Origin of the sequence: Croceibacterium salegens (genome assembly GCF_009827435.1) — a bacterium.
In the GTDB taxonomy this organism is placed as follows: domain Bacteria; phylum Pseudomonadota; class Alphaproteobacteria; order Sphingomonadales; family Sphingomonadaceae; genus Croceibacterium_B; species Croceibacterium_B salegens.
Genome location: NZ_WTYM01000036.1, coordinates 180072 through 192854, shown reverse-complemented (window position 1 = coordinate 192854; position 12783 = coordinate 180072). Strand labels below are relative to the sequence as shown.

General features: G+C 62.7%; 13 protein-coding genes and 1 pseudogene. 11 read left to right on the top strand and 3 right to left on the bottom strand.

From position 1 onward, the window contains the following. The first annotated feature begins 514 nt into the window (after nucleotides 1–514). The 3 genes and pseudogenes from GRI89_RS09035 to GRI89_RS09025 all read left to right on the top strand — a co-directional run bounded on the left by GRI89_RS09035 (nucleotide 515) and on the right by GRI89_RS09025 (nucleotide 3819). Nucleotides 515–1282 (top strand): annotated as a pseudogene (locus GRI89_RS09035) (IS5 family transposase). Between the two features lie 652 nt (nucleotides 1283–1934). Continuing rightward, nucleotides 1935–2663 (top strand): SDR family oxidoreductase, encoded by a 729-nt coding sequence (locus GRI89_RS09030; protein WP_159794297.1) that lies wholly within the window; start codon nucleotides 1935–1937, stop codon nucleotides 2661–2663. 10 nt (nucleotides 2664–2673) lie between these two features. After that, the gene (locus tag GRI89_RS09025) at nucleotides 2674–3819 is read left to right on the top strand and encodes an alpha-hydroxy acid oxidase (protein WP_201290897.1); all 1146 of its coding nucleotides are present in this window, start codon (nucleotides 2674–2676) and stop codon (nucleotides 3817–3819) included. 66 nt (nucleotides 3820–3885) lie between these two features. Here the strand turns inward: GRI89_RS09025 and GRI89_RS09020 are convergent, their stop codons facing one another. Further along, nucleotides 3886–4116 (bottom strand): hypothetical protein, encoded by a 231-nt coding sequence (locus tag GRI89_RS09020; RefSeq protein ID WP_159794295.1) that lies wholly within the window; start codon nucleotides 4114–4116, stop codon nucleotides 3886–3888. Nucleotides 4117–4304: 188 nt separating this feature from the next. On the opposite strand from GRI89_RS09020, the gene GRI89_RS09015 reads away from it, so the two are divergent. Further along, on the top strand, nucleotides 4305–5300 hold the full coding sequence (locus GRI89_RS09015; protein ID WP_235913070.1) for a M48 family metalloprotease: 996 nt from the start codon (nucleotides 4305–4307) through the stop codon (nucleotides 5298–5300). Nucleotides 5301–5305: 5 nt separating this feature from the next. Here GRI89_RS09015 and GRI89_RS09010 read toward each other — a convergent pair whose 3' ends face one another. Next, the gene (locus tag GRI89_RS09010) at nucleotides 5306–5830 is read right to left on the bottom strand and encodes a flavin reductase family protein (protein ID WP_159794291.1); all 525 of its coding nucleotides are present in this window, start codon (nucleotides 5828–5830) and stop codon (nucleotides 5306–5308) included. A 117-nt stretch (nucleotides 5831–5947) separates the two neighbouring features. Between GRI89_RS09010 and ribB the strand changes: the two genes are divergently transcribed. From ribB to GRI89_RS08975, 7 genes are all read left to right on the top strand, one after another. Beyond that, entirely contained in the window at nucleotides 5948–7249 is a 1302-nt protein-coding gene (ribB, locus tag GRI89_RS09005; RefSeq protein ID WP_159794289.1) for a 3,4-dihydroxy-2-butanone-4-phosphate synthase, read from the top strand. After that, nucleotides 7249–7668, top strand: a complete 420-nt coding sequence (ribH, locus tag GRI89_RS09000) for a 6,7-dimethyl-8-ribityllumazine synthase (RefSeq protein ID WP_159794287.1) — start codon at nucleotides 7249–7251, stop codon at nucleotides 7666–7668. Before ribB ends, ribH begins: the two co-directional genes overlap by 1 nt. Beyond that, a complete protein-coding gene (locus tag GRI89_RS08995; protein WP_159794285.1) occupies nucleotides 7665–8624 on the top strand; it encodes an aldo/keto reductase in 960 nt (319 codons plus the stop codon). The genes ribH and GRI89_RS08995 overlap by 4 nt, the downstream gene beginning before the upstream one ends. Further along, nucleotides 8621–9352, top strand: coding sequence for a class I SAM-dependent methyltransferase (locus GRI89_RS08990; RefSeq protein WP_328598178.1), 732 nt, complete (start codon nucleotides 8621–8623; stop codon nucleotides 9350–9352). The genes GRI89_RS08995 and GRI89_RS08990 overlap by 4 nt, the downstream gene beginning before the upstream one ends. 213 nt (nucleotides 9353–9565) lie before the next feature. After that, nucleotides 9566–9886: a hypothetical protein gene (locus GRI89_RS08985; protein WP_159794283.1), complete on the top strand. Its 321-nt coding sequence runs from the start codon at nucleotides 9566–9568 to the stop codon at nucleotides 9884–9886. 24 nt (nucleotides 9887–9910) lie between these two features. Continuing rightward, a complete protein-coding gene (locus GRI89_RS08980; RefSeq protein WP_159794281.1) occupies nucleotides 9911–10261 on the top strand; it encodes a DUF2200 domain-containing protein in 351 nt (116 codons plus the stop codon). Nucleotides 10262–10813: 552 nt separating this feature from the next. Then, on the top strand, nucleotides 10814–11245 hold the full coding sequence (locus GRI89_RS08975) for a hypothetical protein (RefSeq protein WP_159794279.1): 432 nt from the start codon (nucleotides 10814–10816) through the stop codon (nucleotides 11243–11245). A 68-nt stretch (nucleotides 11246–11313) separates the two neighbouring features. Here the strand turns inward: GRI89_RS08975 and GRI89_RS08970 are convergent, their stop codons facing one another. Next, nucleotides 11314–12693 carry a methyl-accepting chemotaxis protein gene (locus tag GRI89_RS08970; protein ID WP_159794277.1) on the bottom strand — a complete coding sequence of 460 codons (1380 nt, stop codon included), beginning with the start codon at nucleotides 12691–12693 and terminating at the stop codon, nucleotides 11314–11316. Nucleotides 12694–12783: the final 90 nt, after the last annotated feature.

Genomic DNA, 12783 nt, shown 5'->3' with positions numbered 1-12783 from the left:
GCTGGTCTGTATCGGGTAAAGGCCCGATGTCACTAATCACTTGCCATTGAAGGTCCGCAAATGGGTCGTTAGCGGACGGTCCGCTCTTATTCCGTTGCGTTTGACAGCCGCCATTCTGCCAGAAACTGAAAGAGAGCGCGATACTAGTCCGTGAACCCATAAATCCGCGAGTGCGTTATGTTCCGCAGAGGGCTTCGTGGAGCGCCTTTAGTATCTCATCGCCTTCGACCGATCCGGCGATCAAACAAGGATCGTCCCATTCATTCTGAAAGGTGAAGTGGCAGCCGCCAAAGTTGTAATCGGCTGAGGCAGGATATTGGCATTTGCCAGGCTCACCTTAGCGATCACGGATGGCGACTGCGACCGAAGGCATGTCCGACGGTTCAAACTCCAAGGAGTAATGTCCGTTTGATAGAGGAAGCAACGTGACTGTCATCCGCTATGGATGTGGGTAGCGCGATCGAAGATCAAGTCCGCTCTTCCAATCAGGCTGGGTTGGTGATTCAAGCTCGCCATGAGCCGATATGATCTGACCGACTTCCGAGTGGCGCGTTATCGAGCCCCTCCTGCCCAACAAGCCGCGAGGCGTGCCGCGCGTAGATGACCGGCGCGTGCTGAACGGCATCTTCTGGGTGCTGCGTTCTGGTGCGCCGTGATGCGACCTGCCTGAACGCTATGGTCCGCGCACCACCTGCTACAATCGCTTCGTTCGTTGGCGAAAAGCTGGCGTGTGGGATCGGTTGATGGACGCCATGACCGTCGCGCATAATGGCGACATCCAGATGATCGACAGCACATCCGTTCGTGCCCACCAGGAGGCCGCGACGGCAAAAAGGGGGATCGAGATCATTGTCTCGGTCGCTCCCGAGGCGGGCTCACGACCAAAATCCATGCGGTCGTCGATGGGCAAGGCTTCCCGATCCGGCTGAACCTGACCGCTGGGCAAAGCCACGATGGGCAAGCCGCTGACGGTCTGCTTGACCATGTGGGTGCTGGAACCATCGTGCTCGCGGACAAGGCCTATGATGCAGATCGCATCCGGTCATCCCTCCGCGAGAACGGAGCGTTCGCCAATATCCCGCCCAAGGCCAACAGGCGTTCGAAACCCTACTTCAGCACGTGGCCCTACCGCGAGCGGAACCTGATCGAGCGCTTCTTCTCCAAGTTGAAGCACTTCCGCCGCGTCGCCACCCGCTATGACAAACTGGCCGAGAACTTCCTAGCCATGGTACAACTCGCCTCAATGCGGCTGTGGCTTCGCGTTTATGATTCTACTGCCTAGTCAGCCCACTACGTCACCTCAGCAAGACCAATCAGGAATTCGTTGGGGATGAAGTGGGAAATCCTTGAAATTGCACAAAGCACATATTGAATAATAGATAATTCTTTCATATATTTGCAAAATTTCAGTTAGACTCTAGCCCGCGTTCAATTCTTACTCGGATAATTGGTAATCGATACCCGCGTTACCACATTTCGCCCCACATAATGCACCGGATGCAACACAGCAATTTCCATCACCTGATCGGAAAATGCCGCAATGTCCCGGCCGAATGACTTGAAAGCGGTGGCGGGCGCGCCGGTGATGGCAGTCTAACACCACTCGCCTCCATTTGATGCGGCTCACCGCTTTGGACGAAACGTAGCAACGTCCTTACCTAAGCGCGTTGCCAGCAGGTGCAGTTGCTATGACAAAGCTCGATTGCCTGATCGCGGACTGGACGTAGGACTGGTCTAGTTTCGGACCGAACGGCCTTGGCTGCATTCAGTCATGCAAGTCCGCCACCGAAAATCTTCTCCTAATCAGCAGATCCTAGGTTCGAGCTCTAGTGCGTCCACCACTTTCCCCTCCCGACGCCTTGCTTTGATTGCCTGTTCCAAGCCGCCCCCGGCTTGGCTAAGCAGGCAGTGAAAGCATTCGAAGGGGAGTTGTCTTGAGTATTCTGGTTGGCCGTGTCGCCGTGGTGACTGGGGCGAGTTCGGGCATTGGCGAGGCCTGTGCGTTGGGATTCGTGGAAAAGGGCGCGAAGGTCGTGCTGGCGGCTCGCCGGGCCGAGCGGCTTTCGGGCCTTGTCGCCAAGATCGAGGGCATGGGCGGGGAGGCGCTGGCCGTCACCACCGACGTGACCGACGAGGCCGCGGTCGAGAAACTCTTCGCCGAAGCGGTTTCGCGCTTCGGTACCGTCGAAGTGCTGGTAAACAATGCCGGCATCGCCGAGAATACTCCCGTCGACGAAACCTCGCTCGATCACTGGAACAGGGTGCTAACCACCAACCTGACCAGCGCCTTCCTGTGTTCCAAGCGCGCCTGGCCAATCTTCAAGAAGGGCGGGCACGGCCGCATCGTCAACGTCGGATCGATTTCGGCAAAGGTGCCGCGCAACGAATGCCCGTCCTATACTGCGAGCAAGTTCGGTCTGTCCGGTCTGACCCATGCACTAGCGCTCGACGGGCGAGATCACAACATCGCCGTGTCGATCTTCCACCCGGGCATCGTCGCGACCGAGATCATGCCGGGTTCGGTCAAGCTGCCGGAAGACTTTGCCGCAACTCCCGAGGAAGCAGCAGGCATCATCGTCCACATGTGCGACATGCCCGACCACCTCAATTTTTACGAAGCGCTGATGGTGCAGAACAAGCTCCCATTCCTCGGGCGGGGCTGAGGGCAAGAACGTGGGGGCGGACCTTGGCTGCTACAATATCGCCGACCTGCGCGAGAAGGCGCGTCGGCGACTGCCGCTAGGTATCTGGGAGTACCTCGAGCGCGGGGTCGAGGATGAGGCGGGCCTTGCGCGCAACCGTGCCTCTTTCGATGCGCTGACCGTCCGGCCACGGGTGCTGCGCGGAGTCGAGACGATCGACACATCCTGCGAAATTCTCGGCAAGCCGGCGCCCCTGCCCCTCGCTGTCGCTCCGACAGGGGCGGCGGGGATGATGTGGCACGAAGGCGACCTGGCGCTGGCCCGTGCGGCGGCTGCGGCGGGCGTGCCCTTTACCATTTCCAGCGCCAGCACGATGGATATCGACCAGATCGCCGTCGCTGGTGGCCGCCTGTGGTTCCAACTCTACCTGTGGGAGAACCGCGCCCTGTCGCACGCTGTCGTGGATCGCGCGGCAGAGCTGGGCTGCGACACGCTGTTCGTGACGCTCGATCTACCGGTGCCGCCCAACCGCGAGTACATCCTGCGCAACGGCTTTGCGACGCCGTTCCGCCTCAATCCTCGCAACTTCGCCGATGTCATGATGCACCCGCGCTGGCTTGCCGGGGTCATGGGCCGCTACGCCTTGTCTGGCGGGATCCCCTCGCAGGCGAACTTGCCCGACAGGCTTCGTTCGAAAGTTACGGAATCGGCGATGCCCGGCGCCTTCTTCAAGCAGGACGATCTCGATTGGGACGGCGCGCGGGAGTTGCGGCGGCGCTGGCCGGGCAAATTCATCCTCAAGGGAATCCTGCATCCTGACGATGCCCGCCAGGCCGTCGATATCGGCGCCGATGGGGTCGTCGTGTCGAACCACGGCGGGCGTTCGCTCGATGCCTCGATGGCCTCGATCAACGCCCTACCCGGCATTGTCGAAGCGATCGACGGCAAAGCTAGCGTGATCCTCGACAGCGGAGTGCGTCGGGGCAGCGATATCGCCAAGGCGGTGGCGCTAGGAGCCGATTGCATCATGGCCGGACGCGCGGCGCTGTACGGCCTTTCCGCTTTCGGACGGCCCGGTGTCGAACGAGCGCTTCAAATCCTGCGTGACGAGTTCGTTCGTACGATGGCCATGATGGGTGCCCGCTCGATCGCGGAATTACGCCAGGCCCTCGACTGAAAGCGGTTTCGGTCAAAAAAACGGCGGGCAATGCCCGCCGCCTTTCGTAATTCTATCGCTTAGCGACTACGGGCTCGTCGGCAGGTCGTCGTTGTCGTTCGATGCGATGACGCCAATGATGCCAGCAAGAATGAGCAGGCCGAGGAGCAGCGTAAACGTACCCGTACCGGCGAACTCTTCCGAAGACGAAACGTTCGAACCGCCCCGCTCAGCCGGAGCGGGAGCAGCTGCAGCAGCAGTCGATCCGAAGATCAGACCGGCGGCGGCGACTCCAGCGATCGTTTTGCGAATAATCATCTAGATGCCCTTCCTTTGCTTCAAGGTTCCGATATTTCCGTTTGCTGGCCCAGTCAACCCGGTCAAGCCGTTCAAACCATGGTGTGAAAATCGTGTGATTACTTTGCAACGCACATCAAGTTTGGCTCTACGGATCATATTGCCTTATCGAGGCGACTTTTCCTGCTTGCCGACGCCAATTGACTGAGATGAATGAAAATTTGCTTAAGCAATCGGTTCCCGGAGTGCCCCCATTGTCGATGAAGCGCCCCGCACGTGCGACGATCTACTTTGCAAGTATGATCGCGTTGCTATTGAATGCGCCGGCGGTTGCTCAAACCAGCCTTGAGGAGGCCGATCTGCGGCTGCTCCAAGTCGCCGAGCGGCTGCAAAATTCGAACGCACCGCTTTGCGATCGTCAGGCCCCGTCACTTGGTGCCGCACTGCAAAGTCGTGACCAGTACCCGACCGGTTCGGGCCCGGTTTTCCAAGCCGACGTGACATTCGCTGTGCTCCTTCCTGGCGGCTCGGCCGCCGGGGCAGGTATTGTCAAAGGGGACGGACTGCTCGCGGTCGACGGCGCAGCAATCGCCAAACGTCCGGACCTTGCGGAAATGCCGCTGCGCGATTCAGCGTTCGCCATGCTTGCGGACCACCCGAAAGGGCAGGCCCTGCGGCTCACAATCAAGCACGGGGACGAGACGCGCGAGGTGCTCCTCGACACGACGGAGCAATGCCGTGCGCTGGTCGAGGTCCTGGTGGAAGGTGCGACGACCGCCCGTTCCGACGGACGGGTCATCCAGGTTAGCCTCGGCCTCGTACAACGAATGAGCGACACCCAACTGGCCGTCGTCTTTGCCCACGAACTGGCGCATGCTGTCATGCATCATCGCGATCGCCTCGAAGCGCAGGATGTCAGCAAGGGCCTTGGCGGCGAGTTCGGGCGCGATCGCAGGCTCAACGCCGAAGCCGAAATCGAGGCAGACCGGCTGAGCGCGCATTTGCTGGCCAATGCCGGATACGATCCCTACACCGCGACCGAGTTCTGGCGCTCGGACCTGGGGCGCAGCATCGGCGGAGGCCTGCTCCGCAGTCGGGTATACTCTTCGCCGGCCGAACGGGCTGCGATCCTGGCGCGGGAAATCGCTGACTATCTCGGCGGCGGCGCGCCGAGCTGGCCGGGACACCTGCTCGCCAGGCGCTAGGCGGATCAGGCTTTGCTGCCACCTCCGGCAGGCGCCGCCTCGATATCGATGTAGTGCCGGTCGTAATAGGTCAGCGGCCGCGCATCGGCGCGATGGTGGCAGGCGAGCAATTCGCCAATGAAAACCGTGTGGGTGCCGAATTCGTGCCGGTGGGCGGTTCGGCAGACAAAGCTCGATTGGGCACTTTGCAAGATGGGGACACCGTATAGTTCGGCCCACTCGCCTACCGCAAACCGTTCCTCGCCCCTGTTTCTGAAGAATGCATCGGCGACGTCGCGGTTACCCATCCCGAGGACGTTGACGCAAAACGTTTCCGCACAGGCCAGTGGTTCGTGCAGCGACGCGGCGCGATTGATGCACACCAGCAGCGAAGGTGGCTCGAAGCTCAGCGAACTTACTGCCGTTGCAAGAATACCATGACGGCCGCCGACCGGTCCGGTCGTGACCGCATGAACCGTTGCCGCGACGTGCCGCATGGCCGTGCGGAACGATTCGAGCAGGTGTTCGTCGGTCTGCGCGGCGTTGGTCACGGGCGCACCATGGAGCTTCCGGGGGGTGAGTTGCAAGGCAGGGTTTGGGAATTCTTCGGATAGGCAATGTGATCTTTTTCCTAACACGTCACATTGTAATGTGATATTGGCGTCGGCATGAATACACAGATTGTTGAACGTGTTCGAGAACTCGTTTCCGAGGGACGGATGTCGCGGGCCGGGCTTGCTCGGGCGGCAGGGCTCCATGCCAATACCTTGCGCGATTGCACCGAAGAGGGGTGGAACCCGACCGCCGAGACGCTCAGCAAGATCGAGCGATTCCTCGCCGACAACGACGAAACCCCCGTGCTGGTTGGCATCGAGGAAATCATCGACGAGGCGCGCAACGGCCGCATGTTCATCCTTGTCGACGACGAGGACCGCGAGAACGAGGGCGACCTGATCATCCCCGCGCAGATGGCGACGCCCGATGCGATCAACTTCATGGCCACCCACGGCCGCGGCCTCATCTGCCTCGCGCTGACGGGCGAGCGCGTCGAGTCGCTTGGCATCCCGCCGATGAGCCGCAAGAACGGCACCCGCCACGAGACCGCCTTCACCATCTCCATCGAGGCCCGCGAGGGCGTCACCACAGGCATCAGTGCCGCCGACCGCGCGCGCACCATCTCGGTCGCCATCGACGCCAGCAAGGGTGCCGACGACATCGTGACGCCAGGCCACGTCTTTCCGCTCGTCGCCCGCGAAGGCGGGGTCCTGATCCGCGCCGGCCACACCGAGGCCTCGGTCGACATCAGTCGCCTCGCCGGGCTCAACCCGTCTGGCGTCATTTGCGAGATCATGAACGAGGACGGGTCGATGGCCCGGCTCGACGACCTTGTGCGATTCGGCCGCAAGCACGGCCTCAAGATGGGCACGATCCGCGACCTCATCGCCTATCGCCGTAAGCACGACCACCTCGTCGAAAAACGCGCCGAGGCTCGCTTCACCAGCCACTGGGGCGGCGAATGGCGGACAGTCGCCTTCTACAACAAGGCGACAAATGCTGAGACTATCGCGCTGATAAAAGGCCACATCGACCCGGCCAAGCCGACGCTTGTCCGCATGCATGCGCTGTCGTTCTTCGACGACATCTTCGCCCAGGACACCGAACGCGCGGGCCTGCTCGAGGGCGCCATGCGCCGCATTGGCGAGGAAGGACGCGGTGTGGTCGTGCTGATCAACCGCCCCACCCCCGGCTTCCTGACGCGCACCATCGAGAACCTGCACAACACTGGCCCGCGCGATCCCGAGGCCATGCCGTCCGAACAGCGCGACTACGGCGTCGGCGCACAGATCCTTGCCGAGCTCGGCGTGCACGACATGATCCTCCTGACCAACACCACCCATTCCCTCGTCGGTCTCGACGGGTATGACCTGTCGATCGTCGGCGAAGAGCCGATTCCCGTGAAGGACAACTGATGGCCAAATTCCTCATCGTCGAAGCCCGCTTCTACGACCATCTCAACGACATGCTGATCGCCGGTGCGCGTGAGGCGCTGAAGGCGAATGGGCACAAGGTCGAGGTCATCTCCGTGCCCGGCGCGCTGGAGATACCTGGAGCCATCGCCCTCGCCTCGGAAAGCGACCAGTACGACGGCTTCGTCGCCATCGGCGTGGTCATTCGTGGGGAAACCTATCATTTCGAGATAGTTGCGGGGGAAAGTTCACGCGGAGTCATGGCCCTGACCATGGACGGCCTCGCGGTCGGCAACGGCATCCTTACCGTCGAGAACGAGGCCCAGGCCATCGTCCGCGCCGATCCAAAGCAGGCCAACAAGGGCGCAGGCGCCGCCGAAGCGGCCATGGCGCTGCTCGCATTGCAGGGGAAGTACCGTTGACCCAGCCCAGCTTCATCGCCGGTATCCCGCTCGTCCTCGGCGGCAACGTCTTCGGATGGACCGCCAAGGGTGACGAGGGTTTCGCGGTCCTCGATGCCTTCTACGAGGCTGGTGGCCGGATGATCGATACCGCCGACGTCTATTCGGCGTGGATTCCCGAGCACAAGGGCGGCGAATCCGAGAGCTTCATCGGCCAATGGCTGGCCTGCCGCGGCGTGCGCGGCGATATGAAGATCCACACCAAGACGGGGATGCTGAGCCGCAAGGTGCCGATCCAGATCGGCTCCGACGGCGACCCCACTCTCTACGAGCCCGACGAGGTCCTGCGCTCGCTCGATGCCTCGCTCGAACGGCTGCAGACCGATTACCTTGACCTCTACTACGCGCATCGCGACTACGAGCAGCTGCCGATCGGCCAGATCGTCGGCGCGTTCGACGGTGCTGCGAAGAGCGGCAAGGTCCGCGCCATTGGCGCCTCGAACTTCAAGGCCGACCGCCTGACAGCGGCGCTCGACACGGCAGACGCCGAAGGCGCGACGCCCTTCACCGCCCTGCAGAATGAATACAACCTCGTCGCGCGCGGTGCCTACGGACCGGACCTGCAGGACGTGTGCACCAGCCGCGGCATAGCCATGCTGCCGTTCTTCGGGCTCGCCGCGGGCTACCTGACAGGCAAGTACCGCAAGGACGCGGACTTCGAGCAGGGCAACCGCGCCTACCGCGTGAAGGACTATCGCGACGCCGGCGAACCGATCCTCGCCGAAATGGACAAGATCGCCGGGGAAACCGGTGCCAGCCTGCCGGCCATCGCGCTGGCCTGGCTGGTCCGCCAGCCCGGCATCCCCGCCCCGATCGCCAGCGCGCGGACGGTAGAGCAGCTCGAGTCCAACCTCGAGTTCACCCGGCTCGACCTCAGCGACGAACAGGTGGAGCGCCTCACCGCCGCCCTGAAGTGAGCGCGCTCTACGACCGCATCGGCACCGGCTATTCAGCGGCGCGGCGGCCCGACCCGCGCTTGGCTGACGCGATCCGCGCGGCGCTCGGTGACGTCAGCACGGTGGTGAACGTCGGCGCGGGCACGGGTAACTACGAGCCCGCCGATTGCGAGGTCACCGCCGTCGAGCCCTCGACGGAAATGATCGCACAGCGACGGCCCGACGCGGGCAAGGCAGTGCAGGCGAGCGCCGAAGCCCTGCCGTTCCCCGACGACAGTTTCGGTGCTGCGATGGCGGTGCTGACGGTTCATCACTGGAGCGATCAGGCGGCGGGATTGCGCGAGTTGCGGCGCGTTGCCCGGGGCCCGGTTATGATCGCAACCTTCGATCCCGACCACCCGGGCACCTGGCTGACCGACTACCTGCCGCAACTGCGCGCGCTCGATGCCGAGGTGATGCCGCCGCTCGGGTTCTACGGGGAGCACTTGGGCGAGGTGGTGTTCATCCCCCTGCCCATCCCGCACGACTGCAGCGACGGGTTCCTCTATTCCTACTGGCGGCGGCCCGAAGCCTATCTCGACCCGCGCATACGGGCCGGGAGCTCCTCGTTCCACCTGCTCGACGACCTCGGCACGGGGTTGGCGCGGCTTGCCGCCGATCTTGAAAGCGGGGCGTGGGAGGATCGCTACGGCCACCTGCGCGAACTCGACGAAATCGACGCAGGATACCGGCTCGTTCGGACGATCTGAGCCTTCGGGAATTCCAACTTTGCGACACATCGCTTCACATCGCGCTGTGATCGCGTTGGATTTCAGTTCGAATTCGTGGCCCGATGAGCGTCGGAAAATGTGTGAATCAACCGCTTCATTGTTCCGCGGAACACCTTCGCGGGCGTCTGATCGGCTACCGGTATCGGCAGCGAATGGCGGGAACCCGACCGGGTGTGATGCGCTGGGTTTTCCATGAACGGGCCCCTCGAATGGATCGCCGCAATCGGCACGATGCTCGCCGCCGGGCTGATCGCGGCCGACCTCGGGCGCAAGGTAACGGGCTACGGCTTCATCCTGTTCTGCGCGGTCTCGGTCACCTGGATAGTCTCCGGCCTGACCGACAACGCCATGCCCATCGCAGCCATGAATGCGATCCTGCTGCTGATCAACGCATGGGGCGTGTGGCAGTACCTGCTCAGCCGCAAGAACCGTAAGGTGATGGAACGGGTTGCCCCGATCGAGGAGAAGATCGAAGAAGAGGTCGAACAGGAAATCGCCCACGAAAAGGGCTAAGGAATCCGGCGAAGGGGATCAGTCATGCCGCGCAAGACCATCGGTGAAATAGAGGTCGCCAAAGTCTATCCGATGTACGTCAAGAAGGCCGAGCGGAAGGGCCGGACCCGCGCCGAGGTGGACGAAGTGACGCGCTGGCTCACTGGGTATGACCAGGCCGGGCTGGAAAAGCAGATCGTGTCGGACAACGACTTCCAGGCCTTCTTCGACCAGGCCCCTGCCCTCAACCCCAACCGAGACAAGATCACCGGCCTGATCTGCGGCTATCGGGTCGAGGAGATCGAGGACCCCATCGCGCAGAAAGTGCGCCAGCTCGACAAGCTGGTCGACGAGTTGGCCAAGGGGAAGAAGATGGAGAAGATCCTGCGCAGCTAGCGTGCGCGGCGCGGATGGTCGGATTGGGCGGGAAGCCGACGCTATGTGCGTTACCGACGGTGCACCAGGTCACCCGTGTATATCATCGTCTCACCGTGCAAGATTGCAAATAGGCCAGCAACGGTGAAAGATATCAGCGCGAGTGTCGTCAACCTATCCCACCATCTGCTTTCCGAAATCGTTACCCGGTCTACGTTAACGCGACGAAAAACCAATCCAAGCGTTATCCAGAGAACCCAATTCGCACCAATGAAAGGATAGAGGGGCGTCAGCGGAGAAAGGAGCGAAACAACAGCCATGACGAATGAGCAAGACAAGCAGAGCCCGACAACGACGAGAAAATTGCGGAAGGTAACGATTCTCTTCACGAGGTGTGGCTCCTGAGGCCTATCACGATTTGAGGCCTTCCAATGTCTGCAATTGGGTCGTTTGCGGACACTTCGACCTTTGTTGTGTTCTCGCCAGCGTGGTCGGCCACACCCGAACCGCTCCCGGATTAGCGCAAATAAAAAACACTTTCCTACAAGCACCTGAATCGGGTCTATCATCGGGATGACCCATTCAAATCCCCCCATCGCCCGCCCGCGCCGCCTCTCGCCGTGCGTGCCTGCCTTCCACACCGTGCCGCTGCGCGCGATCCACAATGGCTGGTCGCCGGAGCGGCAGGCGCATTTCATCGGCTGGCTGGCCGAGACCGGCTCGGTCAGCGCTGCCTGCGAACGGGTCGGGATGAGCCACAAGGGCGCCTACCAGCTGCGCAAGAAGCCGCATTCGGAAAGCTTTGCGGCTGCTTGGGATGCGGCGCTCGGCTGGCCGGTGCGAAAGGTAACGGTCGACGAGTGGGACGTGCTGGTTCACGGCACCCTGTTCGAACCGCGCTTCCGGCGCGGCCGCTACATCGGTTTCCGGCGGAAATCCGATACCGCCGGGCTCTCCCGCATGCTCAACCGGATCGCGCGGCAGCAGCGCCAGGTGTGGCCCTGAAGGTTGCACCTTTTCCCGCGAAAACGCGCGTTACGTGATCCTGGGGGTAACATGCGGCGACGCAGCAATCAGATCAGGTAACCGACCTCGTAAAGCCCCCACTTCCGACCGGCGAAATGCAGCGGGACGAAGACGCTGCGCAGCGCGCGGTAGCGGCCTTCGCCGAGGTCCTGGCGATAGGCGAAGACGAACAGCGGATCGTCGCCGTCGAGCGCGCGGCGGGTCTGGGAGTCCATGAAGATCTGCCGGTTGCGGCTGACTTCGAGATTGCGCCGGCGTTGGCCCGCAACCTGCGGCTGGCTGCGTTCGCTGATGTGGGTCGGCAGGTAGCCGTTGAGGTCGACGAGGCAGCATCCTGCCACTGGCTTCGACTGCCGGGTCCAGCGATCGAGCACCGGGCGGATATGCGCGTCGGCGAAATCGGCGAACTCGCTGTCGTACTGCACCGGGTCGGTGCCCTTGCGCGGTCGATAGTCGGTGTCGAACAGCGCCGCGTGCGAGAGCTTGCCCTCGGCCAGGGCGATCTCGACCAGCATCGCCACCTCAGCTGCGCCCTGGAGCGCCATCTCCACGAACGGCGTGTTGCGGGTGGCAACGCCTTCCTGGCTGACGCGGTTGAGCATGTCGTTGGCCCGGCTTTCCAACTCGTCGAGCTGGCTTACCGCCTCGGCCGCGCGACGGGCGCTCTCGACAGCCACCTCGCCGAACTCGGTGATGCCATGGTCGAGCTTGGCGACCTCGACGCCCGCGCGTTCGTGGCACCCGGCGAGCGCGTTGGAGCGGTCGCGGAACTGCTCGACGAGCGCGGCCATCTCGACCAGCGAGCCGCGCAAGGCATCGATGTGCCCGGCGGTCTTGCGCCCGCTGGCGATGTTCGACTGCAAAGTTTCGATCAGGTCGGCGGCGCTGGCTTCGAGGCGGACGATCCGGTCGCCGACTTCCCGCGCCGATTGCGAGGTGCTGCTGGCGAGGTTGCGGATCTCGCTGGCCAGCACGGTGAACGGCCGCGTCGCCTCCCCGCCCCGTGCCGCCTCGATGCTGGCATTGAAGCTTAGCAGTTCGGATTGTTCGGCAATGCCGCGCAGCGTGCGTGAGATGTCGCCGATGGTTCCGAGCGTATCGAGAAAGAAGTGCAGCTTGCCGTCGACGCCGGTGACGTCGGCGATGAGCCCGGAAAGCGCGTCGAGCGACTGGCCGGTAACCGCGTTGCCGCGCCGGACGAGCTCTTCGGCCAGCTTGGCGGTCTGGAGCAGTTCCGAGGTCGCCTGGCTGCTTTCCGCGCGGGCGGCGTTGAGCTGGGCCATGGCTTCCACCACTTCACCAAGTCGTTCGGATTCCGCCGAAATCTGCCGGTTGAGCCGCCCGACGATGCCGCCGGTCTCGCTACAGCGGACCGACATGTCGCCCGCCTGCTCGCCAAGGTCGGCGAGCAGGGCGGACAACTTCATGTCGGACGGTTTGCCGAGATCCCCCATGACCGGCAATGTTTGCCGCAGTGCAGCATAAAGTGCAACGGATTTTGCGGTGCACAACAAGAA

Excerpts from the sequence above, each read along its gene's own strand:
- GRI89_RS08970 (WP_159794277.1), bottom strand. The coding sequence starts at position 12,693 with ATGAAGTTGTCCGCCCTGCTCGCCGACCTTGGCGAGCAGGCGGGCGAC.
- ribB (WP_159794289.1), top strand. The coding sequence starts at position 5,948 with ATGAATACACAGATTGTTGAACGTGTTCGAGAACTCGTTTCCGAGGGA.
- GRI89_RS08985 (WP_159794283.1), top strand. The coding sequence starts at position 9,566 with ATGAACGGGCCCCTCGAATGGATCGCCGCAATCGGCACGATGCTCGCC.
- GRI89_RS08975 (WP_159794279.1), top strand. The coding sequence starts at position 10,814 with ATGACCCATTCAAATCCCCCCATCGCCCGCCCGCGCCGCCTCTCGCCG.
- GRI89_RS09020 (WP_159794295.1), bottom strand. The coding sequence starts at position 4,116 with ATGATTATTCGCAAAACGATCGCTGGAGTCGCCGCCGCCGGTCTGATC.
- ribH (WP_159794287.1), top strand. The coding sequence starts at position 7,249 with ATGGCCAAATTCCTCATCGTCGAAGCCCGCTTCTACGACCATCTCAAC.
- GRI89_RS09015 (WP_235913070.1), top strand. The coding sequence starts at position 4,305 with ATGAATGAAAATTTGCTTAAGCAATCGGTTCCCGGAGTGCCCCCATTG.
- GRI89_RS08980 (WP_159794281.1), top strand. The coding sequence starts at position 9,911 with ATGCCGCGCAAGACCATCGGTGAAATAGAGGTCGCCAAAGTCTATCCG.